Here is an 11,528-nt window from a genome sequence, read left to right as displayed (position 1 = left end):
GGGCGTTGCTGCGGGCGGGGGCGGACGCGTGAGGACCTCCGCCTTCCTCTACCCCTGGGACGTCGTCGGCGACCCCGAGGCACCCGCCCGCGTCGCGGACCTCGGCGTCCAGCAGGTCACCCTCGCCGCCGCCTATCACTCCACGCGCGCGCTGACCCCGCGCCACCCCCGCCACCGCATCGTCACCGCCGAGCACGCGGCCGTGCTGTACGAGCCGGACGCCGCCCGCTGGCAGGGCCGGGACCTGCGTCCGTACGCGGCCGGGAGCTGGGCCCGGGGCGACGCCTACGGAGAGGCCGCCGACGCGCTGGCGTCCGCCGGACTCGACGTGCACACCTGGGTCGTCCTCGCCCACAACTCCCGGATGGGCGCCGACCATCCGCACACCTCCGTCGTCAACGCCTACGGAGACCGCTACCCCTGGGCGCCCTGCATCGCGCGGCCCGCCACGCGCGCGTACCTGGTCGACCTCGCGGCGGAAGCCGCCGTACGCCCCGGCGCGCGCGGCACCGAGCTGGAGTCCCTCGGCTGGTACGGCCTCGCGCATCTGCACGCCCACGACAAGATCGCGGGGGTGCCGCTCGGGGAGGCCGGGCAGTACCTGATGTCGCTCTGCTTCTGCGCGGACTGCCGTCAGGGTTACGCCGGACAGGGCCTGGACCCCGACGAGTTGGCCCCCGCGGTCCGCCGCGCCCTGGAGCCCGTGTGGCGCGGCGAGGAACCCGCCGGCGGCTGGGCGGCCGTCGAGAAGCTCCTCGGCGCCGACCAGGCGGCCGCCACGCGCGCGTGGCGCGAGGAGACCGCTCGCACCCTCCAGGAGGCGGCGATCGCGGCGGTCCGCGCGGCCGCCCCCGACGGCTTCCAAGTGCTGCTGCACGCCGACCCGGTGACGTACCACTGCGGCGCGAACGCCGGAGTCGACCCCGAGCACATCCTCTCCGTGGCGGACGGCGTGGTCGTGCCCTGCACGGGCGGCGCGGACGCCCTGACGGCGTTCGCCCCGTACCGCACCGCCCGCACCACGCTCGCCGCGAACCTCACCGTCGTGTCCGGCATGGGCGGCAACCCTGTCGGCCTAGGCGCGGACGCCGAACGCGCGGCCGCACTGGGCGCCGACGAACTGCGGCTCTACCACGCCGGGTTGGCGTCCGACGTGGATCTCGCGTACGTGAAGAAGGCCTTCTCAGGTGAAGTGAGGGCGGATGCCGTCCACGCGTCACAATCGACAGCTTGAGCGCCTTGTCGCTCGTTGTGGTGGGCGGTCGCGAATGCGTGGGGGTCTCGCACAGAGGTGTGTACGTTCGGTGATCGTGAAGATAGTGGTGCAGATCAAGCTGCTGCCGACGCGTGAGCAGGCGTTGGTGCTGGATGAGACCCTGCGCGCCTGCAACCGGGCTGCCGACTACGCCTCTCGGATTGCTTTCGAGACGGGTGTGCGGGATCGCAACGGGTTGCAGAAGGTCGTGTATGCGGAGGTGAAGGCGTCGTTCGGGCTGTCGGCGCAACCAGCGGTGCGGGCCATCAAGAAGGTGGCACACCGAGCGGGCCAACCGGCCCACCCGGGAATACTTCCTCTGTCGTCGGTGTGGCCTCGCTGGGTCCGCCGACGTCGTCGCCGGGGTCAACGTGCGCAACCGCGCACGCTCGGCGTGGGCATTTGTCACCATGCCCGTTCCGTCCCCGGCGTAGCCGAGGGCGGGAGATGCGACCCGTGGCCGTCCTGCCGTAGGGGACAGTCGGGAGCGCGACGAGGTGTGAACCGCCGAGCTGCACAGGCTCGTCCGTTCGCGGCCAAGAAGGTGACGCCCAGCCACCGCGACTCCCACCGCTACGAGGTGCCCGGTTCCAACCACGGCGCCTCCATCGCCAAGCTGCCCGCCGCCGAGCAGGCCGAGGTCATCGCGACGATCAAGCGCTGGGCCGATGTGAAGTAGCCCGCACGGAGGGCGACTTGAACAGGGGCGCGGCGATCAGCAGCCGCGCCCCCGCGAGGACCGGCAGCAGCAGGCGGTAGTCGACCGTCTCGACCAGGGCCGCGCCCAGCGCGATGCCCAGCGCGGTCGGCGTGAACATCAGGGTGTTGGCGGTGGCCGCCGCGCGTCCGAGGAGGGCCCCCGGTGTCTCGCGCTGCACCGTCGTCATGCCCGCGATCAGTGCGCAGGGCAGCCCGAGGCCGTTGGCGAGGCTGCCCGCGAGGGCCGTCACGTCGTACGGAAGTGAGTGCAGGACCACGGCGAGCGCGGTGAGCGCGATGCCCGCCCCGCCGAACCGGCGCGCTCCGAAGCGTCGCATCAGCGCCCCCGACGCGACGCCGACCGCGACCGACCCGGCGCCCTGCACCGCGTACAGCACACCGGTGTACGCGGGGGAGCGGCCGAGCCCCTCCACGACCGCGTACACCGTCGCGCCACTGACCCCCGAGGTCAGCATGGTCAGCCCGGCGGCCACCACGAGCGGCCGAAGGCGCGCGTTCCCCCACAGATACCGCGCGCCTTCGGCGGTCTGGGCCCGCCAGTCGGCCGCAGTCCGCACCGGCGTGCTCTCGCGCACCCGCAGCAGCGTGAACATCCCGGCCGCGAGTACGAAGGTGGCGGCGTCCAGGAGTGCCACGCGGGCGCCTCCGCAGGCGGCGAAGAGGCCCGCTCCCACGAGCGGCGCGATCAGCTTCATGCCCTCGTTCGCGGACATCCGCAGCCCGTTGAAGTCCCCCGTCAGATCCTTGCCGACGGCCGCCGTCACCAGGGCCGCCTCCGCCGCGTCGGTGACGGCGCCGAACGCCCCGTACAGGAAGAGCACCGCGAAGAGGATCCACAGGGTGCCCGCGGAGTCGACGAACAGGAGGCAGGTGAGCAGGGCGCCCAGGGCCAGGTTCGTCCGGACGAGCAGGGGCCTGCGGCGGGTGCGGTCGGCGATCGTGCCAAGCAGGGGGCCGATCAGGGCCGGGGCCCAGAGGGCGAAGGCGCAGAGCGCGGCCAGGCCGTCCGAGCCGGTCAGCTCCTTCACCCAGATCCCGGAGACCAGCCACATCGCGGAGCTGCCGAAGCCGGAGACCACCACCGCGCCAAGCAGGAGGCTCGCGTCGCGGTTGCGCAGGACCCGCGCGATCGTCGATGTCATGGCAGGTGATGGTGGTTCTAAGGCCCCTGGTCCGGCATGGGGCAGGTGCGGTAGATCCACGCGCCGCGTCCGGCGACGCGTGTCGATGAGCCGCGATGAGTTTCGGGCGCCGGGTCGGTCCACAGGACCAGGAGAGCGGCCCGGGGGCAGGGCCGCCGAGCCTCGGGAGGATCCATGACAGAGATGACAGAGATGACCGAGATGGCAGAGATGGCAGAGATGGCAGAGTTGATCGACTTCGCGCCGCAGGCCCGCCTCGTCGCGGCCGTCGCGGAGGGCGTCACCGACGAGCAGCTCTCGGGACCGACGCCCTGTCCGGAGTACGAGGTGCGCCATCTGCTGGGTCATCTGATCGGGCTGACGGGCGCGTTCCGCGATGCGGGCCGCAAGGACCTGGGTCCCGCGCTCGACCAGGACCCGGCGAACTCTTCGCCGGACATCGGTCCCGGCTGGCGCGGCGAGCTGCCGAAGCTGCTCGACGAGCTGGTGGATGTGTGGCGCGACCCGGCCGCGTGGGAGGGCATGACCCGGGCCGGCGGTATCGATCTGCCGGGTGCCGTCGCGGGTGCTGTGGCCATGGACGAACTCGTCGTGCACGGCTGGGACTTGGCGCGTGCGACGGGTCAGGAGTACGCGCCCGACGAGGCGAGCCTCGGCGTGGCTAAGGAGTTGCTCACTCCGGAGGAGGGTGCGGCTTCGGGCAACAGCCTGTTCGGGCCCGTCGTTCCCGTGCCCGACGACGCACCGCTCCTCGACCGGGTGATCGGCCTCAGCGGCAGGGACCCGGGCTGGACACCGGGAGCGTAGGCGTGGGCTCCCTCCGGGTCAGGTATCGATCAAGTAAAGGGTCCGGCCAGGGTCTCGCGGCGCCCGTGTGATGCGCGTAGACAAGGCGCGTAGACAGGCGTTGACCTGCTCACCTTGTTGCCCCTACGCACACACTGATCCGGAGAGACCGCCCTATGCGCAAGTCCCTACGGGTGGCGGGTATCGCCACCGCATGTGCCGTCGCCGGTGCCGCGCTGTACGGCACCGGCGCCGCCACCGCCGACAACGCCTCGGCGCGGCACACCGCAGAGCCGCAGAACATCGGCCTGCTCGTCGGCGAGATCGACGACTACTACGGCGCGTACCAGGACGCCGACGGCGTCTGGCGCTCCGCGCCCGACAGCCCCTACGCCAAGGACCTGGCGCGCATCCAGGCGAAGGCGAAGAAGGACATCAGGAAGGCTGCCGCGCACGGCACCAAGGGCGGTGCCAAGAGCGGCGCCCACGGCAAGAAGCCCGCGATCGTCCTCGACGTGGACGACACCTCGCTGCTCAGCTTCGACTACGAGAAGACCACCAACTACACCTACAACAGCGCCACTTGGGACGCCTACGTCAAGGCGGCCAAGCGCCCCGCCGTCTTCGGCATGCCAGAACTCGTCGCGTACGCCAAGGGCCAGGGCGTAGAGGTCTTCTTCCTCACCGGCCTGAGCGAGTCGCAGCGTGACGGCGCCGTCACCAACCTCGCCAAGGCCGGGTACGACACGCAGCTGGACCGGCAGCACGTGTTCACCAAGGACAAGACCAACCCGCCCGCCTACCTGAGCGACTGCGCCACGCCCGCCAAGTGGGAGTGCACCACCGTGCAGTTCAAGGAGGGCACCCGCAAGCACATCGAGTCGAAGGGCTACGACGTCGTCGGCAGCTTCGGCGACCAGGCCTCCGACCTCGCGGGCGGTTACGCGGACAAGGCGTACAAGCTGCCGAACCCGACGTACTTCGTCGAGTAGGCACCGGAGGTGCCGGGAGGCTCGGCATCGCGAGATAGTTTGCATTCCTGACTAGGTCGCCTTACGGTCTAGGTAGCTCACATGCTCATGGGGCCGTGCGGCACGCGCCGCGCGGCCCCTTCGGGAAGGGGGATCCCATGACCGTCTCGCCGGACTTCTCGGCCGCGTCCACCGCCGTCACCGCCGTGCTCGGCGCGTATCTGCTGCTCGGCGAGCCCTGGCTCGGCCGCCGGGTCTACGGCTCGCTCGCGCGTCGCCGCGACACCGAACCGCGGGCTCTCGTCCGCTACTTCGCCTTCGTGCTCGCCTTCTGGTGGGTCTTCGCCGCGCTCGCCGTCGCGGTGCTGCTGCTCTCGCCGGGCATGGCGGCCGCCGATCTCGGCATCGCGGCGCCCGACTCGCCGGTGTCCACGGTCGTCGTCATCGCCGTGGTGGCGGCGGTCTCCGTCGTCTCCGGGCGGAAGATGCGGGCCCTGGCCGAAGGCGGCAGGAACGTACCGGGGCTCGCCTCCATCCAGGCGATGCTGCCGCGCACGGCACAGGAACGCCGCCTCGCGATCGCCGTCGCCGTCACCGACGGCATCTGCGCCGAACTCGTCTACCGCGGGCTCCTGATCGCCTTCGGCGTCGGCGTGCTCGGCCTCAACGTCTACGTGGCGGCGGCCCTTTCGGTCATCGTGTACGCCGTCGCCGGCTTCTACCAGGGCCGCAGCGGCGTCATCGCCTTCGCCTGCGTCGGGGCGCTGTTCGCCGGACTCTACGTGGCGAGCGGGAGCCTGCTGCTCCCCGTCGCCGTCCATATCGCCCTCTCCGTACGGGACTTGACCCTCCCCGAACCGGAGCCGATCGGTTCCGTGCCGGTGTACGAGCCGGCCGCGAAGGGAAGCCGGGCGTGACCCCGCCCGCGTCCTCGGGCGCCAAGACCGACCGCCGGGCCAGCTGGTTCAAGGGCGTACTCGATCTGCTCGTGCTTGCCAGCCTCACCGACGGCGAGAGCTACGGCTACGAGATCGCCAAGCTGCTCGGCGCCGCCGGGTTCGGCCAGATCAAGGGCGGCACGCTCTATCCCGTGCTCAACCGCCTGGAGGAGGCGGGCCTGGTCGCCGCCGAGTTCCGGGCCACGGAGAAGGGTCCTGGGCGGCGCTACTACTCCCTCACGGACGCGGGGCGCGAGACGCTCGGGGAGCAGGGCGGGCTGTGGCTGGCCTTCGACGCGTCCGTACGTGAGGTCCTGGGCAAGGCGGGTGTGCGATGAGCCTGAGCTACTTCGATGACCTGGCCGGTCGGCTGCGGGAGCACGGGGTGCCCGCCGAGCGCGTCGAGGCGACCGTCGCGGATCTGCGGGCGCACCTGGAGGAGTCGGGCGGGGCGGAGCCGGAGGCCGAGTTCGGGCCCGTGGAGGAGTTCGCCCGGGATCTGGCGCCCGCCGGGGGAGAGGGGCGGCCCGAGGTTCCCGACGCGCACGTGGAGACGTGGCGCTGGACCGCCGACACGTACGTCGACGAGGAGCTCCTGAACCGCTTCGGCGGCGAGGGGTGGGAGGTCGAGCGGGTCGACGCGCTCGGGCGCTTCGTCAGCCACCGGGATCTCGAGCGGCCGCAGCGGTGGGAGTACCGGCGTGAGCTGATCACGCGGGGGCGTGAGGGGCTTGACGAGCGGCTGGCTCCCGAGGGGTGGGAGGCGTGCGGGAACTGGATCGTGTACGCGTGGTTCAAGCGGCCTCGGGCTGCGAGTGTTGGTCCTGGGGCGGAGATCTCGGTGCCGCCGGGGGTGCCGGAGCGGGGGGCTTTCTTCAGCCGGCGGTTCTATGTGCTGCTGGGTGTGGCGGCCGTGGCTGTTGTCCTGGCGGGTGTTGTGGTTGCCGTCGATGACGGCGACGCGGGGAGCGGATTCGGCTTCGCCGGGGGGCTTTTGGTGGGGGCGCTGGTGCCGCTTGCCTGCCTTTGGGGCCGGCAGGTGTGGAGGTCGCGGCGTTGACCTCCACACCGGTGGTGCGGGCCTTACGAGTTCAGCGCCGCTGACATCATCGCCCTCGCGATAGGCGCCGCCAGGCCGTTGCCGCTCACCTCTGACCTTGACGCGTCCGAGGACTCCACGATGACCGCCACCGCCACCTCCTTGCCGTCGCCGCCCTTCGCGTACGACGTGAACCAGGCGTACGGCGTCTTGCTGTTGTTCTCGCCGTGCTGGGCCGTGCCCGTCTTGCCGCCCACGTCCGCGCCGCTGATCCGCGCGTTCGTGCCCGTGCCCTTCTCGACGACCGTCTCCATCGCGGACCGCAGCTCGCTCGCCGTGTCCTCGCTCATCACCCGCTCGGAGTCCGCGTCGTCGTACGACTCGAGGACATTGCCGTCCGCGTCGGTGATCTGGGACACCATGTGCGGCGCCACCAGCTCGCCGCCGCCCGCGATCGCGGCCGAGACCATCGAGATCTGCAGCGGCGTCGCCGTCACGTCGAACTGGCCGATGCCGGTCAGCGCCGTCTGCGCCTTGTCCATGTCGGAGGGGTAGACGCTCTGGGACGCGCGCACCGGCACGTCCAGCTTGTCGGCGTTGAAGCCCATCTTCTCGGCCATCGACTTGACCTTGTCCTGGCCCAGGTCGACGGCCATCTTCGCGAAGACGTTGTTGCAGGAGTACTGCAGCGCCGTACGGATCGTCGCGTCCTCGCAGGGCGCGCTCGCGTTCTCGTTCTTCAGGACCGTGGTCGTGCCGGGCAGCGTGTACGGGTTCGGGCTGTCGGTCCGGGTGTCCGCCGAGCCGTAGAGCCCGTCCTCCAGGGCCGCCGCCGCGACGACCAGCTTGAACGTCGAACCCGGCGGCAGCGGCTGCCGCAGCGCACGGTTGACCATCGGCTTGTCCTCGTCGCCGGTCAGCGCCTTCCACTCCTTGGAGTCCGTGGAACCGCTGATGTCCGAGGGGTCGTACGACGGTGTCGAGACCATGCCGAGGATCTTGCCGGTCTTCGGGTCGATCGCGACCGCCGCGCCCTTCTTGTCGCCCAGCGCCTTGTACGCGGCCTTCTGTACCGCCGGGTCGATGGTCGTGACCACGTCACCCGGGTCGGCGCGCTTGTTGGTGACCGTGTCCAGGGGGTTCTTCAGCCGGTTGTCGGTGCCGTCGAGGACGTCCTTGTAAATGCCCTCGATCTGCGTAGCCCCGTACACCTGCGAGCTGTAGCCCGTGACGGCCGAATAGAGATCGCCGTCCTTGTACGTGCGCTTGTACGCGAGGTCGCCGCCCTTCGTCCGCTCGGAGCCGGTGACGGCGTCACCGCCCACGATGATGTCGCCCAGCGGGTTCGCGTACTGCTCGATCGCGTTGCGCCGGTTCAGCTTGTCGTCCGCGAGAGCCTTCGAGTCGTAGAACTGCACCCACGTCGCCCGCACCAGGAGGGCGAGCACGAGCAGCAGCGTGAAGACCGAGGCATGCCTGATCGTCTTGTTCATCCCGTGAAAGGACGAGCGGCGCGGATGCTTTCGTTCCGTTCTGCCGGGTTTCTTAGAGATTCCTCATAGTCGGACCAGGGGTGTCAGGCGTCGTTCATGAAGCCCGCCTCGTACGCCGCGATCACCGCCTGCGTACGGTCCCGGGCCCCCGTCTTGGCGAGCACCGACGCCACATGCGTCTTCACCGTCGCCGGGCCCACGCCCATCCGCCCGGCGATCTCCGCGTTGGTCAGCCCCGCCGCCATCAGCCGCAGCACCTCGCTCTCGCGCCCGGTGAGCCTGGCCACCCACGCCGGAGCCGCGGGCTTGGCGCGCGCGTGCTCGGCGGCCAGGGCGCGCACGGCCGCCGGGAAGAGCAGCGAGTCGCTGCGCGCGACGAGCCGCACCGCCTGGACGAGCGAGTCCGCGTCGGCCCGCTTGAGCAGGAACCCGGAGGCTCCGGCCCGCAGCGCCTCGTACACATAGGCGTCGTTCTCGAAGGTCGTCACGACCACGATGCGCGGCGGATCGGCGAGCGTCTGCAGGATCTGCTCGGTGGCCCTGATGCCGTCGATCTCCGGCATGCGTACGTCCATGAGCACCACGTCGGGCCTCAGCTCGCGCACGACGGACACCGCCTCCGCGCCGCTCGCCGCCTCGCCGACGACCTCCAGACCGTCCTCGGCGGAGAGGATCACGCGCAGGGCGGTGCGCACCATGCGTTCGTCGTCGGCGAGGACGATACGGATGGGTCCTGCGGCGGTCTCGGTCATGCGGATTCCTTCGGCTTCTGCGGTTTCTGCGGCTTCTGCGGTTTCTTCGGGTCGTGGTCGTGGTCGTGCGGGCCCTTCAGGGGGAGTCGTACGCGCAGGCGCCAGGTGCCGTCCACCGGCCCTGCCTCGGCCGTGCCGCCCAGGAGCCGGGCACGGTCGGTGATGCCGCGCAGGCCGTGGCCGCCGCCCCGGCGGGACGCGGCACCGGTGGCGGGCAGCGGGTTCTGCGCGAGGATCTCCAGGTCCGTACCGTCCAGGGCGATCCGCAGGGCCGCGGTGGCGTCGGGTCCGGCGTGCCGCAGCGCGTTGCTCAGACTCTCCTGGACGATGCGGTACGCCTCGCGGGAGACCATCGGGGGCAGGGCGTCCGGGCCCTGCGGGCCGAGTTCCACGGCGGATCGCACGCGCAGGCCGCCCGCCCGGGTCCGCTTGAGCAGCCCGTCCAGATCGGCGGCGAGGGTGGGGGCCGGGGCGGTCGGTGCGGTCTGGTCACCCTCCCGCAACACCCCGAGGACCGCGTCGAGTTCACCCACGGTGCGCCGGGTCGTCTCCTCGATCGCGGTCAGCGCCTCACGGACGAACTCCGGGTCCTTGTCGAGCACCCGGCGGGCCGCGCTCGCCTGGAGCGTGACGGCGCTCAGGGCGTGCCCCACCGAGTCGTGCAGCTCCCGCGCGAGCCGGTTGCGCACGGCGAGGTCCGCCGCGCGCTGCTCGGCCGCCGCGAGCCGGTCGGCGGGCGTGGGCCCCAGGAGTTCGGGCGCCCAGCGCGCGAGCAGCGTCCCGGCGCCCGCCGCGCACCCCGCGAGCGCCACGAGGGAGGCGAATCCGATGACCGGCGAGAGGGCCAGCAGCCAGCCCTCGCCGAAGACTTCGGGCATCCCGACCCGGCTGCCGCGCAGCGCCGCGGCGAACGGCAGCGCGATCAGCACCCCCGCGAACGGCGGCAGCGCGAGGGACATCCCGCTGATGATCCCGCCGAACCCGAGATGCAGCGTGAACCACGTGACGGTGCGACCGCGCGCCGTGCGGGACCGCGCGGGCCCGTCGGCGAGGCTCTCGCCCGGTACGTCGCACAGGGCGCGCACGGCCGCCACCGACATGGGCCGGGTGAGGGGGAAGAGCGCGGTGATCGCGGCGAGCGGCAACCCCACGGCGAACGCGGCCAGTTGGGCGGTGAGCGAGCCGAAGACGGCGTCCTCGCCGAGCAGCGGGCCGACGATGACGGAGCCCACGAAGACGTACGGCATGGAGAGCGCGCCGCCGAGGATCAGATGGATCCACCGGCGGCGTGCCCGCCGCCCGAAGAGGGCTGTGGCGAAAGTCGTGGCGGAGGCCTTCACGCGGGGTCCTTGGAGACGGGGTTCTTGAAGAAGCGCACCCCGAGGGTGACCACAAGCATCCCGACGATCATCTGCACAGAGTAGGTCAGGAGCATCGGCGCCGGCGGCCGCTCGGCGATCTCGTCGACGCCGACGAGCAGGGCGAACAGCAGCCAGCCGCCCCAGCAGGCGACGGCGCCGGAGCCGAGCCAGCCGAGCGCGAGCGGCACCTTCACGGGCAGCGCGGGTGCTCGTCGGAAGGCGATGAGGAGTCCGCCGGCCACGGTGGCGCAGAGGTAGCCGATGTCCAGCACTTCGAGGACGTAGAAGTCGGTCGTACGTTGCTCGATGCGCGCCTCGTCGAGGCCGAGGGTGGAACCGGTGGCCCAGAGGAGGTGCAGGGTCGCGGGGGCGAGGGCGAGGAGGGCGGCGGTGACTGCTGTGCGGCGGTCGGCTTTTGACGCGGTGTCGCGTGGCAGGTCCTGGATGCGGCCTTGCCACAGGTGGCCCCAGCGGTGGCGGGCGTAGCGGACGAAGAGGGCGCCGAGGGCGAGCCCTTGGAGGATGAAGCCGCCGTAGACGACGCCGAAGACCCACTCGTCGAGGAAGGCGCCGCTGCCGCTGCTCGATCCCTGGTTGCTGCTGCCGCCGAGTGCCTTGACCAGGAGCTGGAGCGGGAATCCGGCCATGATCGGCGTCAGCAGTCCGGTGGCCGCCCACATGGGGAGGGCGAGCAGCCAGGCGGGGGTGCGCAGGCCCCAGGGGCGGGTCAGGAGCAGGGCGAGGACGATGACGCAGGCGTCCATCAGTACGGTGAGGCTGTTGGCGAAGATCATGGAGGTGCGGTGCTGGAGGAGGCCGCTGCCGTCGGGGATGCCGAGGTGGCTGCCGGCGATCCAGGCGATCTTGAGGGAGAGGTAGGGGAGGCAGGCGAGGATGGCGATGGCTCGCAGGGTGCGGGGCACTGCCGTGCGGGCTTGGGCGGGGACGAGGGTGAGCGTCATGCCTCTACGCTCGCGGCGGGGGCCGCGGGGGGCGTCCTGCGCGGCGATGATCCGGGTCCGCCGTGCGGGGGAGGGGGGTTTCCTTCCCCCAACCCCCCCCCTCCCCCAA

12 protein-coding genes are annotated in these 11,528 nt (G+C 71.6%); 7 read left to right on the top strand and 5 right to left on the bottom strand.

The genetic code is table 11. From position 1 onward, the window contains the following. The first annotated feature begins 28 nt into the window (after positions 1-28). Together E2651_RS34450 and E2651_RS44790 are read left to right on the top strand one after the other, a co-directional pair. Positions 29-1,234, top strand: a complete 1,206-nt coding sequence (locus E2651_RS34450) for a hypothetical protein (protein WP_135335192.1) — start codon at positions 29-31, stop codon at positions 1,232-1,234. 70 nt (positions 1,235-1,304) lie between these two features. Then, on the top strand, positions 1,305-1,934 hold the full coding sequence (locus tag E2651_RS44790; RefSeq protein ID WP_209446312.1) for a hypothetical protein: 630 nt from the start codon (positions 1,305-1,307) through the stop codon (positions 1,932-1,934). On the opposite strand, the gene E2651_RS34435 is transcribed toward E2651_RS44790, so the two are convergent. Beyond that, positions 1,909-3,117 (bottom strand): MFS transporter, encoded by a 1,209-nt coding sequence (locus E2651_RS34435; RefSeq protein WP_135335191.1) that lies wholly within the window; start codon positions 3,115-3,117, stop codon positions 1,909-1,911. The two genes, E2651_RS44790 and E2651_RS34435, sit on opposite strands and share 26 nt — an antisense overlap. 183 nt (positions 3,118-3,300) lie before the next feature. Here E2651_RS34435 and E2651_RS34430 point away from each other — a divergent pair, with 183 nt between their 5' ends. The 5 genes from E2651_RS34430 to E2651_RS34410 all read left to right on the top strand — a co-directional run bounded on the left by E2651_RS34430 (position 3,301) and on the right by E2651_RS34410 (position 6,872). Continuing rightward, a complete protein-coding gene (locus tag E2651_RS34430) occupies positions 3,301-3,924 on the top strand; it encodes a TIGR03086 family metal-binding protein (protein ID WP_245239407.1) in 624 nt (207 codons plus the stop codon). A 155-nt stretch (positions 3,925-4,079) separates the two neighbouring features. Next, positions 4,080-4,895, top strand: coding sequence for an HAD family acid phosphatase (locus E2651_RS34425; protein WP_135335190.1), 816 nt, complete (start codon positions 4,080-4,082; stop codon positions 4,893-4,895). Positions 4,896-5,032: 137 nt separating this feature from the next. Then, positions 5,033-5,791 (top strand): CPBP family intramembrane glutamic endopeptidase, encoded by a 759-nt coding sequence (locus E2651_RS34420; RefSeq protein WP_135335189.1) that lies wholly within the window; start codon positions 5,033-5,035, stop codon positions 5,789-5,791. Positions 5,792-5,862: 71 nt separating this feature from the next. Further along, positions 5,863-6,150 carry a PadR family transcriptional regulator gene (locus tag E2651_RS34415; protein WP_209446313.1) on the top strand — a complete coding sequence of 96 codons (288 nt, stop codon included), beginning with the start codon at positions 5,863-5,865 and terminating at the stop codon, positions 6,148-6,150. Beyond that, positions 6,147-6,872, top strand: coding sequence for a hypothetical protein (locus tag E2651_RS34410; protein WP_135335187.1), 726 nt, complete (start codon positions 6,147-6,149; stop codon positions 6,870-6,872). Before E2651_RS34415 ends, E2651_RS34410 begins: the two co-directional genes overlap by 4 nt. Positions 6,873-6,895: 23 nt before the next feature. On the opposite strand, the gene E2651_RS34405 is transcribed toward E2651_RS34410, so the two are convergent. From E2651_RS34405 to E2651_RS34390, 4 genes are all read right to left on the bottom strand, one after another. After that, positions 6,896-8,344 (bottom strand): penicillin-binding transpeptidase domain-containing protein, encoded by a 1,449-nt coding sequence (locus tag E2651_RS34405; RefSeq protein ID WP_135335186.1) that lies wholly within the window; start codon positions 8,342-8,344, stop codon positions 6,896-6,898. A gap of 83 nt (positions 8,345-8,427) precedes the next feature. Continuing rightward, a complete protein-coding gene (locus E2651_RS34400; protein ID WP_135335185.1) occupies positions 8,428-9,096 on the bottom strand; it encodes a response regulator transcription factor in 669 nt (222 codons plus the stop codon). Further along, positions 9,093-10,436, bottom strand: a complete 1,344-nt coding sequence (locus E2651_RS34395; protein ID WP_245239406.1) for a histidine kinase — start codon at positions 10,434-10,436, stop codon at positions 9,093-9,095. Before E2651_RS34395 ends, E2651_RS34400 begins: the two co-directional genes overlap by 4 nt. Then, complete coding sequence (locus E2651_RS34390) at positions 10,433-11,419, bottom strand: hypothetical protein (RefSeq protein ID WP_135335184.1); 987 nt, start codon at positions 11,417-11,419, stop codon at positions 10,433-10,435. The genes E2651_RS34395 and E2651_RS34390 overlap by 4 nt, the downstream gene beginning before the upstream one ends. Positions 11,420-11,528 lie beyond the last annotated feature (109 nt).

This window comes from Streptomyces sp. MZ04, assembly GCF_004684775.1.
Taxonomy (GTDB): domain Bacteria; phylum Actinomycetota; class Actinomycetes; order Streptomycetales; family Streptomycetaceae; genus Streptomyces.
The sequence above is the reverse complement of the archived record's forward strand: the minus strand, read 5'-3'. Positions and strand labels throughout refer to the sequence as shown.